At 29.9% G+C, this 21,147-nt stretch carries 20 protein-coding genes and 1 pseudogene; 10 read left to right on the top strand and 11 right to left on the bottom strand.

Annotation, left to right across the window (positions count from 1 at the left end; translation table 11 throughout):
• Nucleotides 1–13: 13 nt before the first annotated feature.
• Nucleotides 14–805, bottom strand: a complete 792-nt coding sequence (locus tag AAID94_03265) for a 3'-5' exonuclease (protein ID XAK24551.1) — start codon at nucleotides 803–805, stop codon at nucleotides 14–16.
• A gap of 65 nt (nucleotides 806–870) precedes the next feature.
• Between AAID94_03265 and waaC the strand changes: the two genes are divergently transcribed.
• From waaC to AAID94_03245, 4 genes are read left to right on the top strand one after another with little or no spacing between them, the layout of a single operon-like run.
• On the top strand, nucleotides 871–1,899 hold the full coding sequence (waaC, locus tag AAID94_03260; GenBank protein ID XAK24550.1) for a lipopolysaccharide heptosyltransferase I: 1,029 nt from the start codon (nucleotides 871–873) through the stop codon (nucleotides 1,897–1,899).
• Nucleotides 1,892–2,779: a lipid A biosynthesis lauroyl acyltransferase gene (locus tag AAID94_03255; GenBank protein ID XAK24549.1), complete on the top strand. Its 888-nt coding sequence runs from the start codon at nucleotides 1,892–1,894 to the stop codon at nucleotides 2,777–2,779. Before waaC ends, AAID94_03255 begins: the two co-directional genes overlap by 8 nt.
• Nucleotides 2,776–4,323: a glycosyltransferase gene (locus tag AAID94_03250; protein ID XAK24548.1), complete on the top strand. Its 1,548-nt coding sequence runs from the start codon at nucleotides 2,776–2,778 to the stop codon at nucleotides 4,321–4,323. Before AAID94_03255 ends, AAID94_03250 begins: the two co-directional genes overlap by 4 nt.
• Nucleotides 4,320–5,375 (top strand): glycosyltransferase family 4 protein, encoded by a 1,056-nt coding sequence (locus AAID94_03245; GenBank protein XAK24547.1) that lies wholly within the window; start codon nucleotides 4,320–4,322, stop codon nucleotides 5,373–5,375. Before AAID94_03250 ends, AAID94_03245 begins: the two co-directional genes overlap by 4 nt.
• Here AAID94_03245 and AAID94_03240 read toward each other — a convergent pair.
• Nucleotides 5,362–6,573: a glycosyltransferase family 8 protein gene (locus tag AAID94_03240; GenBank protein XAK24546.1), complete on the bottom strand. Its 1,212-nt coding sequence runs from the start codon at nucleotides 6,571–6,573 to the stop codon at nucleotides 5,362–5,364. The genes AAID94_03245 and AAID94_03240 overlap by 14 nt on opposite strands.
• Nucleotides 6,561–7,502 carry a glycosyltransferase family 2 protein gene (locus AAID94_03235; GenBank protein XAK24545.1) on the bottom strand — a complete coding sequence of 314 codons (942 nt, stop codon included), beginning with the start codon at nucleotides 7,500–7,502 and terminating at the stop codon, nucleotides 6,561–6,563. Before AAID94_03235 ends, AAID94_03240 begins: the two co-directional genes overlap by 13 nt.
• Nucleotides 7,503–7,559: 57 nt before the next feature.
• Between AAID94_03235 and AAID94_03230 the strand changes: the two are divergent.
• A pseudogene (locus tag AAID94_03230) lies at nucleotides 7,560–7,898 on the top strand (beta-1,4-N-acetylgalactosaminyltransferase).
• 406 nt (nucleotides 7,899–8,304) lie between these two features.
• Nucleotides 8,305–9,219: a hypothetical protein gene (locus AAID94_03225; GenBank protein ID XAK24544.1), complete on the top strand. Its 915-nt coding sequence runs from the start codon at nucleotides 8,305–8,307 to the stop codon at nucleotides 9,217–9,219.
• Here AAID94_03225 and AAID94_03220 read toward each other — a convergent pair.
• Entirely contained in the window at nucleotides 9,184–10,011 is an 828-nt protein-coding gene (locus AAID94_03220; GenBank protein XAK24543.1) for a glycosyltransferase family 2 protein, read from the bottom strand. The genes AAID94_03225 and AAID94_03220 overlap by 36 nt on opposite strands.
• A gap of 58 nt (nucleotides 10,012–10,069) precedes the next feature.
• Between AAID94_03220 and waaF the strand changes: the two genes are divergently transcribed.
• Nucleotides 10,070–11,014 (top strand): lipopolysaccharide heptosyltransferase II, encoded by a 945-nt coding sequence (gene waaF, locus AAID94_03215; GenBank protein ID XAK24542.1) that lies wholly within the window; start codon nucleotides 10,070–10,072, stop codon nucleotides 11,012–11,014.
• On the opposite strand, the gene AAID94_03210 is transcribed toward waaF, so the two are convergent.
• The 5 genes from AAID94_03210 to AAID94_03190 are packed head-to-tail and all read right to left on the bottom strand — an operon-like array spanning nucleotide 11,007 to nucleotide 15,174.
• A complete protein-coding gene (locus tag AAID94_03210) occupies nucleotides 11,007–11,768 on the bottom strand; it encodes a glycosyltransferase family 25 protein (GenBank protein ID XAK24541.1) in 762 nt (253 codons plus the stop codon). The two genes, waaF and AAID94_03210, sit on opposite strands and share 8 nt — an antisense overlap.
• On the bottom strand, nucleotides 11,768–12,328 hold the full coding sequence (gene gmhA, locus AAID94_03205; protein ID XAK24540.1) for a D-sedoheptulose 7-phosphate isomerase: 561 nt from the start codon (nucleotides 12,326–12,328) through the stop codon (nucleotides 11,768–11,770). Before gmhA ends, AAID94_03210 begins: the two co-directional genes overlap by 1 nt.
• The gene (gene rfaE1, locus AAID94_03200; GenBank protein XAK24539.1) at nucleotides 12,325–13,710 is read right to left on the bottom strand and encodes a D-glycero-beta-D-manno-heptose-7-phosphate kinase; all 1,386 of its coding nucleotides are present in this window, start codon (nucleotides 13,708–13,710) and stop codon (nucleotides 12,325–12,327) included. Before rfaE1 ends, gmhA begins: the two co-directional genes overlap by 4 nt.
• Nucleotides 13,703–14,656 (bottom strand): ADP-glyceromanno-heptose 6-epimerase, encoded by a 954-nt coding sequence (gene rfaD / locus AAID94_03195; GenBank protein ID XAK24538.1) that lies wholly within the window; start codon nucleotides 14,654–14,656, stop codon nucleotides 13,703–13,705. Before rfaD ends, rfaE1 begins: the two co-directional genes overlap by 8 nt.
• A complete protein-coding gene (locus AAID94_03190; protein ID XAK24537.1) occupies nucleotides 14,653–15,174 on the bottom strand; it encodes an HAD family hydrolase in 522 nt (173 codons plus the stop codon). The genes rfaD and AAID94_03190 overlap by 4 nt, the downstream gene beginning before the upstream one ends.
• Before the next feature lie 117 nt (nucleotides 15,175–15,291).
• On the opposite strand from AAID94_03190, the gene AAID94_03185 reads away from it, so the two are divergent.
• Nucleotides 15,292–15,591 carry a cytochrome c gene (locus tag AAID94_03185; GenBank protein XAK24536.1) on the top strand — a complete coding sequence of 100 codons (300 nt, stop codon included), beginning with the start codon at nucleotides 15,292–15,294 and terminating at the stop codon, nucleotides 15,589–15,591.
• A gap of 29 nt (nucleotides 15,592–15,620) precedes the next feature.
• Here the strand turns inward: AAID94_03185 and AAID94_03180 are convergent, their stop codons facing one another.
• Both AAID94_03180 and AAID94_03175 read right to left on the bottom strand, forming a co-directional pair.
• Nucleotides 15,621–15,821, bottom strand: coding sequence for a cbb3-type cytochrome oxidase assembly protein (locus AAID94_03180; GenBank protein XAK24535.1), 201 nt, complete (start codon nucleotides 15,819–15,821; stop codon nucleotides 15,621–15,623).
• Nucleotides 15,814–18,177 (bottom strand): heavy metal translocating P-type ATPase metal-binding domain-containing protein, encoded by a 2,364-nt coding sequence (locus AAID94_03175; GenBank protein ID XAK24534.1) that lies wholly within the window; start codon nucleotides 18,175–18,177, stop codon nucleotides 15,814–15,816. The genes AAID94_03180 and AAID94_03175 overlap by 8 nt, the downstream gene beginning before the upstream one ends.
• Nucleotides 18,178–18,289: 112 nt before the next feature.
• On the opposite strand from AAID94_03175, the gene rho reads away from it, so the two are divergent.
• Together rho and AAID94_03165 are read left to right on the top strand one after the other, a co-directional pair.
• Nucleotides 18,290–19,588 carry a transcription termination factor Rho gene (rho, locus tag AAID94_03170; protein XAK24533.1) on the top strand — a complete coding sequence of 433 codons (1,299 nt, stop codon included), beginning with the start codon at nucleotides 18,290–18,292 and terminating at the stop codon, nucleotides 19,586–19,588.
• 2 nt (nucleotides 19,589–19,590) lie between these two features.
• Complete coding sequence (locus AAID94_03165; protein XAK24532.1) at nucleotides 19,591–21,147, top strand: DNA polymerase III subunit gamma/tau; 1,557 nt, start codon at nucleotides 19,591–19,593, stop codon at nucleotides 21,145–21,147.

Below are 21,147 nucleotides of genomic sequence, written 5' to 3'. Positions count from 1 at the left end.
TTTATTTTAACGATTAAATTTTCATTTTAGAAATTTCATTTTCGCAAGCTTTGCAAAAAATTTCCACATAGGCACGATTTGCTTTTTTTGCTTTTAAAAATTCACTCATAGAATTTAAAAAATAAACATAATCCTCATCGCTCACATTGCCCTTAATCAACTCGTATTTTAAAAAAAGCATATAAGTGTTTAAAACATCACTTTCGCAATACTCATGAATTTTTTCAATCTTATCTTCATAATAAAGCTTCATCACCTCATCACCATGTATATCGTATTTACCTGGTAAATCTGCCATAGCGCAAATCGTATCGAGCTTTAAACCCCTTGTCGAGCCAAAACTTTCAAATAAATCACAATGTTTTAATTCAGAAAATCTAGTTTTATAATTATTCCATTTATCGCTTTGCGTATCAAGGTAATTGGCCGCTTTGATGTTGTATTTTAAAGCTCTTAAGACAAGTAAAGGCATATCATAATTCTTACCATTAAAGCTGACCAATTTTGGCTCGTATTTTTCAATGAAAGCAAAAAAATTATGGATCATTTCTTTTTCATTTTCTCCATCGATTTTATTTACTTTTATAAATTTTCCATAATGATCACTAATAACTGCACAAATGCTTACGATCTTGTGATAAGGCAAGGGTAAAAACTCATTTCCGCTTTGCTCTTTTTGCCACTCAAGCGCTTTTAAGCTTACTTCTAAATCCTCTCCTTCAAAAGCCAAAGTTTTACGAATCAAATCCGTATCTGGAATGCTTTCGCAATCAAAAATGCAAATATAACCTTCATTTTTCATCATTATTTAACCTTTTTTCAAATAATTTTGCTAAAATCATAGCAAAAATTTAAAAATTTTAGGTTTTAATGAAAATAGCAATCATTCGTTTATCGGCTCTTGGAGATATTATCCAAAGTGCTGTGGTTTTACAATTTATCAAAAAATTTAAAAAAGATATAGAAATTCATTGGTTTGTGGATGAAAAATTTGAAGGTATACTCAAAAATCATCCTCTAATCGATAAACTTTATGCCTTGCCTTTAAAAGATAAAAAAATCGTTCAAAGTTTAAAAATACTTTTAAAAGCTAGAAAAAATAACTACAATGCCGTTATGGATCTACAAGGACTTGTAAAATCAGCTCTTGTAAGTAGAATTTTAAGTAGAAATAATTTTGGTTTTGATAAAAATAGCCTTAAAGAAAGCTTTGCGCATAATTTTTACAACCAAAAATTAAACATTGATTATAATGAAAATGTTTTTGTAAGATACCTAAGCCTAGCTTCTTTCACCCTTAATAAAGATTTTGATCCTAAAGATTTAGCTTTTAAGGAAGATGTTTTTAGCGTAGATGAAAAACTAAAACAACTCTTAAGCGAAAAATTGCAACTTGCAAAAAATAAAAAAAATATACTCATTCATGTGGGATCAAGTGAGGAAAATAAAATCTATCCTAAAACCAAACTTGCATTACTTTGCAAGCTGATCATCAAAGAATTTCCTGAAATAAAAATTTTCTTAGGCTGGGGCAATGTTAAAGAATATGAATTTGCAAAAGAAGTCATAGAGCTAGGCGCCATAAGTCAAGACAATATAGAAATAGCCCCTAAATTTAGCCTTGAAGAGCTTATAGTTTTTACAAAATCTATGGATTTGATCATAGGAAATGATAGTGGCCCAACCCATCTAGCCTTTGCTCTAAATAGGCCTTCTATAACAATCTTTGGTGCAACACCAAGCCACCGCAATGCCTTTAAAACAAATATCAATAAAATTATCGATACAGGCAAAAAAATCACAAACGCAAAACATCTTGATAAAAGTGACTTTTGCATAAGCACTATCGAGGAAGAAGATATCTTAAAACTTGTCAAGGAACTTTTAGGAGATGAATAAAGACTATCTTTACCTTAGCGCTTATTATATACTTAAATTTTTAGTCCATACTATGCCTAATTTTATTTTGAATTTTCTTGCTTTTTGTGTTTCAAAGATTGTCTTTAAACTCGATAAAAAACATAGAAAAATTATAGATATAAATTTAAAACTTTGCTTTCCTCATAAAAATGAAGATGAAAGAAAAGAACTTGCTTTTAAAATTTATAACAATTTTGCCAAATTTGGGATAGATTGCATTAAAAACCAAAATACAAGTAAAGAAAAAATTCTAGATAAAGTCGTCTTTGATAATGAAGAAATTTTAACCCAAGCCCTAAAAGAGCAAAAAGGGGTGATTTTTGCCACTGCTCATTATGGAAATTGGGAGCTTTTAAGTCTTGCTTATGCTGCTAAATTTGGGGCGATTTCCATAGTAGGTAAACAACTCAAAAGTCAAAAAATGACCGATCTTTTAGCTAAAAATCGCACCCAATTTGATATAGAACTTATCGACAAAAAAGGTGGACTTAGAAAAATGCTAAGTGCTATTAAAAACAAGCGCGCACTTGGTATACTTACAGATCAAAATTGCACTGATAATGAAGGAATTAAGCTTGATTTTTTTGGTAAAAGAGTAAATTATCAAGCAGGAGCTAGTATCTTAGCTCGAAAAACAGGAGCTTTGATCATACCTGCTTATATTTATCAAGGAGAGGATAAAAAATTTCATATTAAATTTTTCAAAACCCTTGATCCTTTAAATTCTAGCTTAGAAGAACTTACAAAATATCAAGCAAAAACTTGCGAAGAAATGATCCGATTTAAGCCTGATGAGTATTTTTTCTTTCATCGCCGCTTTGCAAGTTATGATGAAAAACTTTACAAAGGTATCAAATGAATCTTGAAAAAATAAGCGTTATCATCATAGTTAAAAATGCTCAAAATACCCTGTTTGAATGTTTAAACTCTTTAAAAGAATTTGGAGAAATCATACTTTTAAACAATGAAAGCACTGACGATACCTTAAAAATCGCTAAAGAATTTCAAAAAGAATTTGCGCATTTATACATTTACGAAAGCAAATTTATAGGCTTTGGAGCTTTAAAAAATCTTGCTTTAAGCCATGCTAAAAATGAATGGATTTTAAACATAGATGCAGATGAAATTTTAGAAAACGAAGCCAAAGAAGAATTAAAAAAACTTGAATTTAAAGAGCAAAATATCCTAGCTTTAACGCGCAAAAACCTTTACAAAGGAGAATGGATAAAAGCTTGTGGCTGGTGGCCTGATCATGTTTTAAGAGTGTTTAATAAAAAACATACAAAATTTAATGAAAATTTAGTCCATGAAAGCTTAATCTTACATCCAAATACTCAAAAGGTTTATCTTAAAAATGGACTAAAGCATTTTGCTTTTGAAAGTATTGATGACTTGCTTGACAAACTTCAAAAATACTCCAAGCTTTGGGCTTTGCAAAATTTACACAAAGAAAGTGGAATTTGCAAGGCTTTGGTGCGTGGGTTTTGGACTTTTTTTAGAAATTATGTTTTAAAAAAGGGAATTTTTTACGGATATAAAGGCTTTATCATAAGTGTATGTAATGGTTTGGGAGCTTTTTTTAAATATATGAAACTATATGAGCTAAAAAAGCAAAAACCAAAAACTTGTGCCCTAATCATCACAACTTATAATCAACCCAAACGCCTTGCTTTAGTACTCGATAGTGTAAAAAATTTAGATCCTTTGCCTAATGAGGTTTTAATAGCAGATGATGGAAGTAAAGAAGATACAGCAAAACTTATACAAGAATATCAAAAAAATTTTCCTTGTGTATTAAAACATATTTGGCAAGAGGATGATGGGTTTAGATTAAGCCAAATTAGAAATAAAGCCATACAAGCATCTAAAAGTGAATATATCATTGTCATTGATGGAGATATGATTTTGGAAAAAAATTTTATCGCCGATCATTTAAATTTTTCACAAAAAAAGATATTTTTACAAGGTTCTAGAGTGATTTTAAACCAAAAAGAAACTCAAGAGCTTTTAGATATAAATGACTTTAATTTGGCATTTAAGAAAAAAGGTTTTAAAAATCAAAGAAATATTTTTTTAGCCAAATATACATATAAGTTTTCAAAACTTGATAAGAAAATTTTTAAAAAAACACAACTTATTAAAGGCATAAGAGGATGTAATATGAGCTTTTATAAAAGTGATTTTGAAGCCATTGAAGGATTTAATGAAAAATTTGTTGGTTGGGGTAGAGAAGATAGTGAGTTTGTAGCTAGATTTTTATTTAATAATGGCTTATTTAGACGCCTTAAGTTTAATGCTTTAGCTTATCATATATATCATGAAGAAAATAGCAAAAATATGCTAGAAAGCAATCATCAAATTTATCTAGATACTATAAAAAATAAAAAAGTGACTTGGAGATGAAAATTTTATTACTTATTGGTGATATTACCATAGGAGGCGGTGCTGAAAGAGTTGTTATAAATCTAGCAAATGCACTTTTTGAACTCAAGTATGATGTTAAAATTTTTAGTTTTTATAAGCAAGGGCAAGATATTGCTTATGAGTTAAATGAAAACATTAAAATAGACTACTTATATCATAAATCAAAAACCGATGTAAAAAAAGAAAAGCCATTATATAAGCTTTATTACAAGCATTACGAGAGTTACATCTTAAAGCAAAAATATAAAGATATTGATGTAATGATTTTTAACAACTGTCCACATTTTCCTTTTTTTAAAAATAAAAATACAAAATATATTAATTTTATCCATATGAGTTTTAAAAAATATAGAAAAAGAAACAATTATTTTGATGCTCTAGTGATATTGTCTAATAAACAAATTGAACAATGGAAAAAATATCATAAAAATATTTGGGTTATACCTAACTTTTTATCTTGCAAATCTTTGCAAAATGCAAATTTGTGCAATAAAAATATTTTAAGCGTTGGAAGAATGGCTTTAGAAGATCAAAAAGGTTTTTTAAGACTTATTGACATTTGGAAAATGGTGCAAAAAAAAGAGGTGTATAAAGATTGGACTTTAACCATAGTGGGCGAAGGTGAGCTTAAACAAACCATAGAACAAAAAATAAAAGCATATGAATTAGAAAATTCAGTCATCTTAAAACCTTTTACAAAGGAAATAGAAAAAGAATATTTACAAGCTAGTATTTATGCAATGACTAGTTTATATGAAGGATTCCCCATGGTATTAGTTGAAGTTAGCTCTTATGGGGTTCCATTGGTTTCCTTTGATATTAATACAGGTCCAAGCGATATTATAGAAAATAAAAAAAGTGGTTTTTTGATAGAGGATGGTAATTTGCAAGAATTTGCAGATAAAATTTGTTTATTGATGGATAATGAAAAACTAAGAAAACAAATGGGGCAAAATGCTAAGGAAAAAATTCAAAATGAGTTTTCCAAAGAAATCATTATGCAAAAATGGATAAAACTTATAAATTCTTAATATCTCTTGATTTATGGGCATACTTTTCATACATTTTAATCATTTTATATGATTTTAAAATAATATTAATCACACCCTTTTTATGTTTTCTAGCATATAAAACCATTTCACCAAGCATACAATAAAGACCATATTTATCATCATTTAGTCCTTTTGCAAACTCTATGAGTTTTGCATCGTGCTCTGTTTGAAGAAGTTGTTTTATAGTGAATAATTGATATTTTTTACATAAATTATATAGAGTAAAACCAAGTCCTGCATAAAGTAAATAATCTTTTATATTCTCTTTTTGCCTCAATAGTTCTTCTTTAAAAATAGGCACTTCTTTAGCTATATCCCACCAATAATCACTGATATTTCTATTTTGCAAATCCACATAAGATTTTAAAAATTTCCAAGGTTTTTCACCATAATGCAAAATTTTTGGATTTTTAGCACTTTGGGTAAATTCTTCGCGGGTATAATTTAATCTATTTTTCTTTTCATCTTTGCATATCACATATAAAAGTGTGATAATATTAAAATTGTAAGCAAAGCTAAGTTTTAAAATTTTATCTTTAGGGATAACAGCATTAAGCAGATCCTGATCAGCTGCTTTAATATAAATACATTTTTTGGCTAATTCTTCGCATTTTTTTTCAACATTTGCCTTTTTATACTCTTTGGCATTTATAAGTAAAAAACCTGAATTAAAATAGTTTTCATCAAATTTTAAAACTTTTTTTGTGTTATTTTCTATAAATTTAATTTTTGATCTTTTACTTCCAGGATCTCCGACAACTCCTATTATTTTGCCTTGCAAATCTATAGCAAAAATCTCTCTTATATCACACATGCAAAGCATATCAGAATCCAAATATAAACACTTATCAACATTATCATCAAGCAAAGAAATAAATTTCAACCTATAGTAAGGCAATTTAGAATTTTGTGCCGCACCCGAGCTTGGAAAGTTTTCAAATCTATCATCACTCATGATATGAATTGATATTTCACAAGGATAGATTTTACTAAGTTCTTTTTTTAACTGCTCTAATTTTTCCCTTGTTTCCTCACTAACAAAATTGCTCAATATATGAAAACTATAAGACCTATTTTGAAAATGATTTTTTGGGTTGGTATTTTTAATAATACTTGTTATTAAAACAGAGGTATATTTAATATAATTTTCATCAGCACTAAAAATTATATGGTACATTGTTTTCCTTCTAAGATATACTTAGCCTTCTTAATTAAAATGTTTTTTTTAGATTTTAATTTTTTTCTATATATTCTTAAAATAAATTTATAAATAAAATTCTTAGCTATATTTTTATAGTATAAATCATATTTATGAAGTTGAAGGCAATTGATGATGTATTGACAAAATAAATAACAGTAAGCATTATCATAACTATAGGTAGAAATTTTTTGAATGCAATATTCCAAATCTTTTATATGATTTTTTATCTGATTAATGTTTTTTTGACTCGTAGCCGAATTAACATTTTCACAATTATAATTATATAAACATCTCTCAAAGGTTTTTACATTTTTTATATCTTTTATATAACTTGAAAAAATTAATGCGTCTTCAGCCATTGTAATTTTATCATTATTTAAATTAAGTTCTTTAAAGGCTTTTAATAATTTATCTTTTTTAAATAATTTGCCCCAAGCATTCCACGCAAAATTATCTTTTTTAATAAGATATGGAAAAAATTTTTCTATTGAGTAGGTATCGGTGAAGTAATTTTCAATGGGAATTTTTGCATTATTTATAATATATGCATTAAAGCAAATCATTTCGGTATTCTCGTCTAAAATTTTAACGCATTCCTCACACGCATCAAGTTCTAAATAATCATCAGAATCCAAAAATAAGATGTAGGGCGCTTTTGCTACTTTTACGCCCTCATATCTCGCTCTTAAAAGCTTCAAATTTTCCTCATTATGAATAATCTTAATTCTATTATCTTTAATAGCGTATTCTTTAGCTATTTCTATACTTTTATCATTGCCACAATCATCTACTACAATTATTTCTATATCTTTAAAAGTTTGATTTATGCAGCTATCTAGTGCTCTAGCAATATACTTTTCCACATTATAAGTTGGTATAATAATAGAAATTAAAGGATTATACATGTATATTTTCTCCTTAATTTAATTTTTTAGTATTTTAACAAAAAAAGGCTTTAATTTATAAAAATAAATAAAGTTATTATAAAGATTTTATCATCTCTAATATCTCTTAAAATATTCGATTTTGATAAAAAATCAAAGGACAAAAACTCTCCTTTGAATCCTTGGGCTTTTATAAGGGTTAAAAATGAAGCTATAACCTTAAGAGCCTCTCTTTAAAGCATATTGCCCGCCATACAAAGAGGTATTATAGGTTATAATGATTGTGATGATGGAAGTGAAGAAATCATTTTAGAATTTTGTAAACAATATCCATCTTTTATGCCTAAAAAATATCCACATAAAATTCAAATAGAAAATCCACAAAGTGAAAAAAATAAACTTTATACTTATTATAATAATGATTTTCCATACTTTTCATTTTAACAATAAATAAGATCTATATCGTTATTAAAAACATAATTTGATTTGCATCTTTTGAAACAGAACTATTAAATAATTTACTCTTAAAAAATTAAAAAGCTTTTGCTTAATTTGTCAAGCATATAAATAATAAATATTTAATACTGATTAAAGTATAATATCAGTTTTTATCTTAAAACAAAGATTTATTATGACGCTTTATCTTCACATTGGGACAATGAAAACTGGGACTAGCTCGATTCAAGATTTTTTATTTGTCAATCAGGATATTTTATTAAAACAAGGCTTTCTTTACCCTATAAGTATCAAAAATATATACCATCTAAATGATCACAATCCACTAATAGACTCATCGACAGAAGATAATATTTGCGGTAAACAATTGAGAAAATTAAAGAAAGAGTTAAATCAAGCTAAAGCAGATAAAATTATCATATCCGCTGAAAATATACAATGGCGTTTAAACTCTATAGAACAGATTCAAAACATGAAAAATTCTTTCCAAAAATTAGGCTTTAGTCAAATTTATATTATTTTATATTTAAGAAATCCTGTAGATTTATTTATATCAATGTGCTCTCAGTCATTAAAAGATAATCACTTTAACAATTTTTCTTCACTTTTGCCTCAACAAAATCAAAAAGCACTAATATTATGCAATCACAAGCAAACTATACAAAACTATGAAACGATTTTTGGAAGAGAAAATTTAAAAATTCGATTATTTGAAAAAGATGAATTTTACAAACAAAACCTACTTAAAGATTTTATTCAAGTCTTAAATCTTACTTGGAATGAAAATTTCTTAATACCTCAAAAACAAAATGAAACACTAAATCTTTTAGGAATGAAAATTTTACATAAAGTCAATTCAAGAAATATAACCTTACATTACAAGTCTAGATATATAGATATTGTCAATTTTTTTGATAAACATTTTTCAAATACAAAAGAGGATCGGTTAAAATTTTTACCTTCTCAAAAAATTTATCAAAGCTATCTTGATTATTTTAAAAATTCTAATGAGTGGGTTAGGCAAAATTATTTTGCTCACAGAAATACTCTATTTAAAGATAAAAATATATCTCAATATAAAGAAAATTACAAAATAAAAGAATTTAATATTTCCGATTTAGAATCAGTAATTAATTTTTCTTTAGATATCCTAAATTCTAAAAATAAAGAAATTAATACTCTTATGGAACTAATGAATAAAAAAGAAATGAAAATTGCAAATTTTATTTATAATATAAGACAAAATCTAAAAATATTTTTTAAAAAATATTCTCCCTTCTAAATCACCCTCCTCTTTCTCCAAAACCTCAAACAATCTTTTACAAAATTCATCGTTTTTTGATTTCAAAGAAAGCTTTTTTATAAGCTCATTGCTTCTTTTTTTGTCTTTGTAATTTTGCCACAAAATTTCTTTATTTTTGTTTTCATATCTACCCTTTTCATTAAATTCATAATGATAAATGCACTCTTTAAAAACACCCATTTTATCGCATTCTAAAAAATTCATATAGCAAAAAAGTACATCTTCTCCATAGCTCAAACGCTCGTATAAATTTATCCTTTCAAAGCTTTTTAAAATCAAATCTTTCCTAAAAAGCTTCGCCCAAACCGACCAACAAAAATGTCTTTGCTTGCCTAAAAATTCGAAAAATTCTTTTTGATTAAAAGCTTCATCTTGTTTAAAGCGATAAAATTGTTTGGTTTTGACTCTATGTACAAAAGCATCAAAACAAAGCAAATCAAAGCCTTGTTTCATCTTAGCTAAAGCCACCTCACAAGCATTTAAAGCCAAAAAATCATCACTATCTAAAAACATGATAAATTCAGCTCTAGATTTTAAAACTCCTAAATTTCTAGTCGCAAAAGTGCCTAAATTTTCATCATTTTGAAAGATTTTTACTCTCTCATCTTTTTTAGCAAATTCTAAGGCTATTTTTACACTCTCATCTTCACTTTTATCATCAACAACTAAAATTTCAATATCTCTTAAAGTCTGATTTATACAGCTTTGCAAAGCTCTTGTGATAAAATCACAAGAATTAAAAAGCGGGATTATAATAGAAAGTTGTGGCATATTTTCCCTAAATTTTGTTAAAATAATAAAAAGAATTTTATCAAATTTTAGGAAATCTATGAAAATTTTTATCCATCTTCCCACTTGGCTAGGCGATGCGGTTATGGCTTCATCTGCTTTATATGGAGTTTATCATCATTTTAAAAACGCTGAATTTATCCTTTATGGATCTTTTGTATCCACAGCACTTTTTAAAGAATTTCCTAATGCTAAAATCATTGTAGAAAATAAAAAATCACGCTACAAGCAAGCCCTATCTTTGCGTAAAAAACTTGGAAAAATAGATCTAGCCCTTTCTTTTAGATCAGCCCTTTCTTCCAAGATCATTTTGCACATCCTGAAAGCAAAAAAAAGATATTTTTTTAACAAGTATAATTTCAAAGAAGAACATCAGGTTTTAAAATATCTTTATTTTATAGAAAATTCACTAGATATCAAAGCTCATTCTAAGGATTTAAAACTCCCTTTTAGATTAAAATTTCAAAATCCTATTGTTTTAAAAAATGGCAAAAAAATCCTAGGCTTAAATCCTGGAGCAAGTTTTGGAAGTGCTAAAAGATGGGATGCGAGTTATTTTGCACAAGTTGCTTTAAATTTTAGCAAAACTCATGAAATTTTGATTTTTGGAGCAGGCAAGGCAGAACAAGAGCTCTGCGATGAAATTTTTCATATATTAAAAGAAAAAAATGTCAGGGTAAAAAATCTTTGCAATAAAACCACCATCAAAATGCTTTGTCAAAATATCGCAATTTGCGATATCTTCATCACAAATGATAGCGGTCCTATGCACATAGCTGCCGCTTATAAAACAAAAACCATAGCTATCTTTGGGCCTACTAAATTTACCCAAACCTCACCTTGGCAAAATCAAAATGCAAAATTAGTACATCTAAATTTAGCTTGTATGCCTTGTATGCAAAAAACCTGTCCTTTAAAACATCATCGGTGCATGAAAGATTTAAAACCGGAAAAAATTTTAGAAGCAATCCGAAATTTTACTTAAGATTTAATTTTTTCTTAATATAAAAAACATAGAGCAATCTTGAAACATCTCTATAAAGTCTAAAAATTTCTCTAATAATTTTTTTATAAAGCCTAGGCTTGATAAAAAGACGTCCAGCTTGAGAAATCATACTTTCCAATCCACAATCATGCTTTAACAATAAAGGTTTTTTCACAATATTTAATACCTTATGTTTATAAAACATATCCATATAATCATCCACAGGATAAATCCACCGCTTAGCGTATTTTATAAATTTCTTTGCAGCACTTGCTTTCAATATATAACCTTGAGTTCCTGCAAGTTTTTCAAAACTTAAAAGATAGTTGTTGTTTAAAGGATAAAATTTCTTATCAAACAAATAACAAAATCTTACATATTCATACTCACTCTTTGATAATTCTTCTATGTATTCTTCCCCATTATTTAAAAATTCATCGCTAAATTCCACATCATCTTCTAGGATGATTATAGGCTCATCAATTTTTACGCATTCTTGCCAAAGTTTATAATGGCTAGCAAAACAAGCCTTTTCTCCATCGCTAAGCTCTCTACCTAAAGCCCAAGAAGCCCACCAAGGAAAATGTTGTTTAAAATCTAAATATTCTTTATTTTTAGCATCAACGGCTTTAAAGAAAATAAATTCTAGCTTATTTTTTAGATCAGGGTTCTTTTCAAAAAGTTTTTGAATTTGCCTTTGCATGTACTCTTTTCTATCTAAAGAACGCTCTAAATTAATGATAAATGCCTTCATCAAAAGCTCTCATCTACTATCTGACAAAGTGTATGTATGATTAAGATATGCATTTCTTGAATTCTAGCTGTATCATCGCTTGGCACAACAAGATTATGATCGCAAAGCTCATTCATCTTTCCACCTCCTTTGCCACTAAGCCCCAAGCAAAGCATATTTAATTCTTTAGCTTTTTTAAATGCTTCTAAGACATTAGGACTTTTTCCACTGGTTGAAATGCCTATTAAAATATCATTTTCACTTCCCAAAGCTTCTACTTGTCTTGAAAAAACAAACTCAAATCCATAATCATTGCCTATGGCGCTAAGTGCTGAAGTGTCTGTTGTCAAAGCTATGCCCGCTAAAGCTTTGCGTTCTTTTTTATATCTGCCACTAAGCTCCGCTGCAAAATGTTGAGAATCCGCAGCACTCCCACCATTTCCACAAATTAAAATTTTTCCACCTTTTTTTAAACACTCACACAAAAGCTCGCCTACTTTTGCGATTTGCCCTTTTAAAATTTCACTTGCCTCGGCAACTTTTTGATGCTCTTGCCATTCTTTTTCTACTAAATTTATCATTTTTTATCCTTGATTTTTTCTATAATCTTACTTGTACTAAAACCCTCTTCAAAATCGATCAATTCAACTCTTGAAACCAAATTTGAACCCACTACAAGCTTGTCTTTATAATCAGCTCCTTTTACTAAAATATCAGGCTTTAAAAAGCTTATAAGCTCTAAAGGTGTATCCTCATCAAAAATCACTACAAAATCCACAAAATAAAAAGCCGCAAGCATGCAAGCTCTTTGAAATTCTGAATTTACAGGACGATCTTCGCCCTTGAGCCTTTTTACGCTTTTATCAGAGTTTAAGCCCACGATTAAAATATCGCCCAATCTTTTTGCTTTTTCAAGATATTTTATATGTCCAAAATGCACGATATCAAAACAACCATTTGTAAAAACGATCTTTTTATCACCTTGCTCTAAAATCTTTAAAAGCTCTTCTTTAGTCTTGATCTTTTTTTCAAAACCTACGCGTTTAAAGCTTTTCATCTCATCAAAGCTCACACTCACGCTGCCTATTTTACTCACTACGATAGCCGCTGCTTCATTTGCGATCTCACAAGCTTTAAAAATTTCCACTCCGCTAGCCAAACAAAAAGCCAAAACAGCGATGACGCTATCACCTGCTCCGGTTACATCATAAACTTCTAAAGCCCTAGCAGGAGCTATGCGCAAATTCTCATCAAAAAGAGCAATCCCTGCTTCTGAAAGCGTGATGATAGAATAACGCAAACTAAAATCTTCTTTTAATTTTTTAATACCTTTTTCTAAATTTTCACCCTCTAAATTCTCAAATTTCAAAGCTTCTAGAGCTTCTTTTTTATTGGGTGTTAAAAGTGTTGCACCGCTGTATTTGCTAAAATCATTTCCTTTAGGATCGATTAAGATAGGTATATTTAGTTCATTTGCTTTTTGGATAAAAGCTTTGCAGACTTTAGGTGTTAAAACTCCTTTTGCATAATCGCTTAAAACCACAGCTTTGAAATTGCTAATTCTTTTATTAAACAATTCTACAAGCTCATCTTCTAGTAAAATCGCACTCGTATCCTCTTCATCAAGTCTTAAAACTTGCTGATTGTGCGCCATAATACGATTTTTAAAAGGGGTTTTGCGTCCTTTTTGGATTAAAAATTCCCCTTTTAAATTTTCTTTTAGAAATTTCCCACTCTCATCATCACCCACGACACCAAGTGCAAAAACATCTGCTCCTAGACTTTTTAAATTTGCATAAACATTTGCCGCTCCACCTAGTCTTTTATCTTCTTTTAATGTTTTTGCTACTAAAACAGGAGCTTCAGGGCTTATACGCGAACAATCACACCAAGTGTAATTATCCACCATAAAATCCCCTATAATAAGAATTTTTGGATTTTGCTCACTTAAAAATTCAAGCATTTACTTCCTTTTCAAAAAGTCTTTTGATTTCTTCTAAATAATCCTTTATACCCTCTTCTAAACTGAATTTTGGCTTATAGTCCCAAGTTTCATCTAATTTTGCTTGAGTATGAAATTGATAAGATTTTGCATAAGGATTAGGGATATACTCGCAAGTTAAATTTGTATGAAGTTCTTTTTGTAAAATATCTACTATATCTTGAAAGCTTCTTGCTACTCCACTTCCTACATTATAAACCCCGCATTTTGATTCAAGAGCGATTTTATTTGCACTGATAACATCTTTAATATAAGTAAAATCTCTAAAAATTTGATCACTTCCCTCAAATAAACGCGGATTTTTTCCGGCTAAAATTTGATGAGCAAACTGCACCACCATCGAAGCGGTTTTGTTTTTATAAAATTCACCTTTACCATAAACATTAAAATATCTAAGTCCTACCAAATGGGCTTTATCGTAGTATTTTTTAGCTAGCTTATCCATCATAAATTTGGAAAATGCGTAAGGATTTTTAGGTTCTTCATCCTTACCTACGGTTTGTGGACTTTTTGCATCACCATAAACAGAAGCTGAGCTAGCATAAACAAGCTTTGCGTGAAGTTTTATGCTGAGCTCTATAAAATCTTTAAAAGTGTTAAGATTAGTCTGTAAAACCTTAGTTTGATCAAAAACTGTTGTATCTGAAATCGCTGCTTGATGAAAAATCACTTCGGGTTTAAAATCTTCGATTTTTCTTAAAACCTTTTCATCATTAATATCGCCCACAAAAAGTTCGCCATTAAAATCGAGTAAATTTTTAAAATGTCCAAAACTTTGCAAATTTCCATTTTCAAAAGTCTCATAACTACGCATTTTATCGATGATTAAAATTTCATGCTCATCTTGTAAATTTAAGGCAAGTTGTGAGCCTATAAAACCTGCGCCTCCTGTGATTGCTATTTTCATCTATCTTCCTTTTTTTTGAAAAAATCTAAAAGTTCATTTAAATTTTTAAATTGTCTAAAAAAATCACCTTCTTTTTCTTCTTCATTTACCAAACACAAAGTGCCAATTTGTGCGTTTTTTCCAGCTTGCATATCGCTAATATTATCCCCTATAAAAATAGAATTATCCATATCTATATCAAATTCTTCCTTAGCTTTTAAAAGCATTCCTGCTTTAGGTTTGCGACACTCACAACCCTCTAAATGAGGACAATGATAAATTTTATCAATTTTTATATTTTCTTTCATAAATTCATCAAGCATAAAACCACAAAGCTTCAAAAAATCTTCTTGGGTATAATACCCTCTTGCAATGCCTGATTGATTTGTAGCAACAAAAAGCAAGTATTTTTGTGCCAAAAAATATCTACAAAGCTCAAAAATTCCATCACAAAATTCAAAATCCTGAATTTTATAGACATATTTTTTATCTATATTTATAATGCCATCTCTATCTAAAAATAACGCTTTTCTTTTCATGGGTATATTATAATATAATTCAAATTAAAGAAAATAAACATTTTGATATTTTTAAGAAAAATGTTAAAGTTAAAAATATATAATTATTGTGTATTAAAACTTTTCAAGGAGAATATAATGAAAAAATTACTAGTAGTTTCTGCTTTAGCATGTCTTGGTGTATCAGCTTTCGCTGCAGATGGAGCTACACTTTTTAAAAAATGCGCAGTATGTCACGGTGCAAAAGCAGATAAAGTTTATCTAAACAAAGTTCCAGCATTAAAAAGCATCTCTTCAGCTGAAAGACTTCAATATATGAAAGAATACTCAGAAGGTAAAAGAAATGCCTATGGACAAGGTGCGATCATGAAAATCAACCTTAAAGGTTTAACTGAAGAAGATTTCAAAGCTATTGAAGCTTATATTGAAACTTTATAATTTTAAGGCTTTCAAATTTTAGAAAGCCTTTATTTTCTCTTTTTTAAAGCTTCCTTTTTTCTTTTTTCTAATTCTATAGCATCACGCAAAGCATCTTCATCATCATTTAAAGTAGTAAATTTATAATCATCATCAAATTGTTTAGTCCTTATCCCCCAAAGCAAAGTAGCCAGTATAATAAAAAAACCCAGTATTGAAACCCCTATCATCATCATGATTACACTATTCATTTTTTATCCTCAAAGCGTTTAAAATCACCATTATACTACTAAAAGACATAGAAAGTGCTGCGATTAAAGGATTAATTAAACCTAAAAATGCCAAAGGTATGGTAAAAGCATTGTAAGCTAAAGAAAGAATTAAATTTTGCTTGATAATTTTATAAGTATCCTTAGAAAGCTTAATGGCATATTTTAAAGAAAGCAAATCATTTTTCAAAAGCAAAATATCGCTATTTTCAATCGCCAAATCACTCCCCTCGCGCAAAGATATTGCCACAGCAGCATATTTTAAAGCCAAGGCATCATTGACTCCATCGCCCACAAATAAAACTTTTTTCTTATGGCTTAAATTTTCAATTGCTTGCATTTTATCTTGAGGCAAGCAAGATGCATAAAAAGAAGAAATTCCTAATTCTTTAGCAATTTTTTCAACCGCTTTTTCATTATCTCCACTTAAAATCATCGTATCAATCTTAGCTTGCTTAAGATAAGATATAAGCTCTTTAGCGCCCTCTCTTAGCACGCTTGAAAATTCAAAATAAGCAAGAATTTCATTATCGCGCGCAAAGATAAAATGAGAATTATTAAATTCTTTTTTGCATTTTATCCCATTATCTTCTAAAAATTTCGAACTTCCGCCCAAAAATAAAGCATTATCAAGATAAGCCTTGATGCCCTTTGCTTGGATATTGCTCAAACCCTTAAAATCCAAATTTAAAAGCTTTGCGTTTTTATCTTGTAAAAACTGCGCTACACTTTTAGCGATAGGATGATTTGAAAGCGATACAAAGCTATAAAACTCATCTAAATTTAGTTTTTCATCTAAAAAAACTTCAGCTATTTTTAATTGGGTTTGAGTAAGGACTCCTGTTTTATCAAATACCGCTATATCGCATTTTGAAAGTTTTTCAACCACACTAGAATCCTTAAATAAAATCGCTCTTTTTAAAGCCTGACCTAAAGCGATAAGATTGCTTACTGGAGTAGCTAAAGCTAGAGCACAAGGACAAGCGATGATTAAAACAGAAATTGCATGAACAAGTGAAATTTCAACACTTTCTTTATGATAAAACAGCCAAAAGAAAAAACAAAGCAAGGCAAGAGTTAAAATGGTGCGAGAAAAATAAGCAGAAATTTGAGAAACCAAGCTTTCAAGCCTAGCTTTTTTAGTACTAGCAAATTCCAAAAGTCTTATGATTTGATTTAATTTAGAATCCTTATAAAGCTTGCTTGCTTCGTATTCTATACTTCCATCTAGCACAATACAAGCTGAATTTACAATGCCACCTACACCTACAAAACAAGGCTCATTTTCACCACTTAAAGAAGAAGTGTCGATACTTGCTTCACCCTTTTTACAAATTCCATCTATGAGAATTTTATCCCCGCTTTTAAGTAAAATTCTATCTCCGATATTGACCTTTTGAACATCTTTAGGCTCAAAATCTTTGCCATTAAAAACCAAAACTTCATTTTGTAAAAAATCATTTAAGCCATCTACTGTATCCAAAGCGCGTTTTTTACTAAACATTTCAAGATACTTGCCTATAAAAACAAAACAAATAATCATAGCCACAGAATCAAAATACACCTCACCCACTCTAAAAAACATCGCCCATAAAGAGTATCCATAAGCCAAGCTTGCTCCGCTTATAACCAAGCTATCCATATTTAAACTACGCATTTTTAGGGCTTTAAAAGCGCTTTTATAAAAATTCGAACCCGTATAAAAAAGCACAGGAGAGCAAAGGATAAATTCAGCAAAATTTAAAATATCTTTAATATCCCTATCCATACCGCTAAAAAATCCCGCATATTTTGCTACTGCTATCCACATGATATTCATCACACAAGCAATGGCAACTATGAGTTTAGAATAAAATTCGCGCTTGATCAAATCCGCCTTTTTGGAATTTTTAGACGGATCATAAGCACTGGCTTTATATCCTATGCTTTCAATAAGATTTAAAATTTGCGCCAAAGAAACACTTTGCTCATCAAAAACAATGCGTGCTTTATGCGAAAGGTGATTGATATCTAACTCCAAAATTCCTTCTTGTTTAGTTAAAACTCTCTCATTAAGCCAAACACAAGCAGAGCATTCTATGCCGTGTATCATGAGATAAATTTCACTAAAACCCTCTTTGGTTTTGGTGATAAACTCATCATAATTTTTGTTAGAAAATTCCAAGCTAACTGGCTTTAGTGCATTATTGCCCAATCTTTCGTAAAATTCATCTAAGCCACTTTCATGTAAAATTTCCCAAACGCTCAAACAGCCCCTACAACAAAAAAATTTACCCTTAGCTTCTATCATTTGAGATTTTTGATAATCTAATCTACAATGTTCACATTTCATAATCATTCTTTAAAAAAATATTTTTTATAATTATAGACAAATTTGACAAAAAGTATATTTTTTTACTAAAATCACGGTTTTAATTTGCTACAAAATTACTGCTTTCTTGCGAGGACTTATGGAAAAAGAAAAAAAACAACATCAAAGAACCCACATTCCAGTGGAGGGTTATAAAATTGAAGATTTAAAATTGCTTGACTTAGAAAATCTAGTTAAAATAGCTAATGAATGCGAGATAGAAAATCCTAGAGAATTTCGTCGTCAAGAACTTATTTTTGAAATTTTAAAAGCTCAAACCAAAAAGGGTGGCTTTATCCTTTTCACAGGAATTTTAGAAATTTCTTCAGAAGGTTATGGCTTTTTAAGGGGTATGGATTCAAATTTAAGCGATAGTGTCAATGACGCTTATGTTTCAAACTCACAAATTCGCAAATTTGCCCTGCGCGTAGGCGATATAGTAACTGGACAAGTTAGAGAGCCTAAGGATCAAGAAAAATACTATGCTCTTTTGAAAATAGAAGCGATTAATTATTTGCCTTTGCAAGAAGCTAAAGAAAGACCTTTATTTGACAACCTCACTCCTATTTTTCCAACAGAAAAAATCAAACTCGAATACGATGCTATGAAATTAACTGGAAGAATTTTAGATCTTTTTACCCCTATAGGTAAAGGACAACGCGGACTCATCGTAGCACCGCCAAGAACGGGTAAAACAGAACTTATGAAAGAGCTAGCAAGTGCGATTGCTAAAAATCATCCTGAAATGCATTTAATCGTTCTTTTAGTCGATGAAAGACCTGAAGAGGTTACTGATATGCAAAGATGTGTAAAGGGTGAAGTGTTTAGCTCTACTTTTGATTTGCCTGCTTACAACCATGTTCGCGTAGCAGAGCTTGTTATCGAAAAAGCAAAAAGAATGGTGGAAACAGGCAAAGATGTTATCATTTTACTAGACAGTATCACAAGGCTTGCTAGAGCTTATAACACCGCAACTCCAAGCAGTGGAAAGGTATTAAGTGGTGGGGTGGATGCTAATGCACTTCATAAACCTAAACGCTTTTTTGGTGCAGCAAGAAACATAGAAAATGGCGGATCTTTGACCATAGTAGCAACTGCACTTATTGACACAGGTTCGAGAATGGATGATGTGATCTTTGAAGAATTTAAAGGAACGGGTAATAGCGAAATAGTCTTAGATAGAAATATTTCAGATAGAAGAATTTATCCTGCGATTAATATCATCAAGTCCGGAACTCGAAAAGAAGAACTTTTACAAGGAGTGGCAGAGCTACAAAAAATTTGGGCTATTCGCTCGGCGATTTCTCAAATGGATGATATTGAAGCGCTTAAATTCCTTTATTCAAAAATGTTAAAAACTAAAGACAATGTAGAACTTTTATCTATTATGAATGAGTAAAAATGCTTCAAGCCTTAGCGATTAAATACAGACCTAAAACCTTTGATGAACTCATAGGACAAAAAACAGTCAGCACGAGCTTAAAATATGCATTAAATCACAATCGCTTAGCTCATGCTTATCTCTTTTCAGGCTTACGCGGAAGCGGTAAAACCTCAAGTGCTAGAATTTTTTCTAGAGCCCTAGTTTGTGATAATGGCCCAAGCGATACTCCTTGTGGAACTTGTAAACAATGCCTTGCTGCACTCGAAGGCAAACATATAGACATCATAGAAATGGACGCTGCTAGCAATCGTGGGCTAGAAGACATACAAGCTCTTATTGAGCAAACCAAATACACCCCTTCTATGGCAAGATTTAAAATCTTTATCATCGATGAAGTACATATGCTAACACCTCAAGCTGCTAATGCACTTTTAAAAACACTAGAAGAGCCTCCAAGCTATGTAAAATTTATCCTAGCAACCACCGATCCTTTAAAATTGCCCGCTACCGTGCTTTCAAGGACGCAACATTTTCGCTTCAAGCAAATTCCGCAAAATGAAATTTTAAATCATTTAAAAGAAATTTTAAACAAAGAAAATGTCAAATTTGAAGAAGAAGCCTTGAAATTTGTCGCAAGAAGTGGAAACGGCTCTTTAAGAGATACTCTTACCTTGCTTGATCAAGCTATTATCTTTTGCCAAAACGATATAAGTACGAGCAAGATTACTGATATGTTAGGCTTTTTAGACCCTGCTAAAATCAAGGAATTTTACCATGCCATTTTAACAAAAAATAAGGATAGAGTTTTTGATTTTTTAGAAGAGCTTAAAGACTACGAAGCCTCGAGTGTGATCGATGAAATGCTTTTTTATTTAAAAGAAAGTTTTTTTGCAAAAAGTAGTGAATTTTCAACTCTCATTTATGAAAGATTTTTCCGTATCCTAGCAAGGGCAAAAAATCTTATCTGCGATGATGATGGCTTTACACTTTGCGTGATGGCTTTTATGATGATGGAAGCAAGTCATTTAAAAGAAATCGATACGCAAATTAACGAAATTCAAAAAAACCTCACAAATACAAATTCTAATCCAGAAAAACAAGAAATAAAAACCCCTATAGCAGTAGAAATTCAAAAATCTTCACCGATTAAAAATGCGTATGAAATTTTACTTGAAAAAATCTACGATAGGGATTATGAACTTGGAGAATGTTTTAAACAAAGCACTCAATTTATAAGTTATGAAAATGAAATTTTGACTATTGGCTCAAACGCACAAGGAAGCAATCGTGATAAGCTTAATAAGGGCTTTAAACTGATCCAAGAACTTTTTAGAAATCATTTTGGTTCCAATGCTAAAATTGCTGTACAAAAAGCAATCATTATAGATGAGAGCAAATTACAATCCTTAACCCAAGAACTACCTCAACAAAATAATGAAGCGCAAAGTCCTAAAAAAATAGATCTTCACTCTTCTTTTAATGAGCTAAAACAAGGGGCAAAGAAATTTGATCCTCAAGAGGATACAAAAGAAGCTTTAAGAGAATATTTTGGAGAACCCAAAATAGAAAACTAA

It is taken from the genome of Campylobacter coli, assembly GCA_039516895.1.
GTDB lineage: Bacteria > Campylobacterota > Campylobacteria > Campylobacterales > Campylobacteraceae > Campylobacter_D > Campylobacter_D coli_B.
The sequence above is the reverse complement of the archived record's forward strand: the minus strand, read 5'-3'. Positions and strand labels throughout refer to the sequence as shown.

Bases quoted from the DNA above. Each gene is read 5' to 3' on its own strand.
- AAID94_03235 (XAK24545.1), bottom strand. From the start codon at position 7,502: ATGTATAATCCTTTAATTTCTATTATTATACCAACTTATAATGTGGAA.
- AAID94_03180 (XAK24535.1), bottom strand. From the start codon at position 15,821: ATGAATAGTGTAATCATGATGATGATAGGGGTTTCAATACTGGGTTTT.
- AAID94_03210 (XAK24541.1), bottom strand. From the start codon at position 11,768: ATGAAGGCATTTATCATTAATTTAGAGCGTTCTTTAGATAGAAAAGAG.
- AAID94_03185 (XAK24536.1), top strand. From the start codon at position 15,292: ATGAAAAAATTACTAGTAGTTTCTGCTTTAGCATGTCTTGGTGTATCA.
- rfaD (XAK24538.1), bottom strand. From the start codon at position 14,656: ATGAAAATAGCAATCACAGGAGGCGCAGGTTTTATAGGCTCACAACTT.
- gmhA (XAK24540.1), bottom strand. From the start codon at position 12,328: ATGATAAATTTAGTAGAAAAAGAATGGCAAGAGCATCAAAAAGTTGCC.
- AAID94_03255 (XAK24549.1), top strand. From the start codon at position 1,892: ATGAATAAAGACTATCTTTACCTTAGCGCTTATTATATACTTAAATTT.
- AAID94_03250 (XAK24548.1), top strand. From the start codon at position 2,776: ATGAATCTTGAAAAAATAAGCGTTATCATCATAGTTAAAAATGCTCAA.
- AAID94_03165 (XAK24532.1), top strand. From the start codon at position 19,591: ATGCTTCAAGCCTTAGCGATTAAATACAGACCTAAAACCTTTGATGAA.
- AAID94_03220 (XAK24543.1), bottom strand. From the start codon at position 10,011: ATGCCACAACTTTCTATTATAATCCCGCTTTTTAATTCTTGTGATTTT.
- AAID94_03190 (XAK24537.1), bottom strand. From the start codon at position 15,174: ATGAAAAGAAAAGCGTTATTTTTAGATAGAGATGGCATTATAAATATA.
- AAID94_03240 (XAK24546.1), bottom strand. From the start codon at position 6,573: ATGTACCATATAATTTTTAGTGCTGATGAAAATTATATTAAATATACC.
- AAID94_03245 (XAK24547.1), top strand. From the start codon at position 4,320: ATGAAAATTTTATTACTTATTGGTGATATTACCATAGGAGGCGGTGCT.
- AAID94_03175 (XAK24534.1), bottom strand. From the start codon at position 18,177: ATGATTATGAAATGTGAACATTGTAGATTAGATTATCAAAAATCTCAA.
- waaF (XAK24542.1), top strand. From the start codon at position 10,070: ATGAAAATTTTTATCCATCTTCCCACTTGGCTAGGCGATGCGGTTATG.
- rfaE1 (XAK24539.1), bottom strand. From the start codon at position 13,710: ATGCTTGAATTTTTAAGTGAGCAAAATCCAAAAATTCTTATTATAGGG.
- rho (XAK24533.1), top strand. From the start codon at position 18,290: ATGGAAAAAGAAAAAAAACAACATCAAAGAACCCACATTCCAGTGGAG.
- AAID94_03265 (XAK24551.1), bottom strand. From the start codon at position 805: ATGATGAAAAATGAAGGTTATATTTGCATTTTTGATTGCGAAAGCATT.
- waaC (XAK24550.1), top strand. From the start codon at position 871: ATGAAAATAGCAATCATTCGTTTATCGGCTCTTGGAGATATTATCCAA.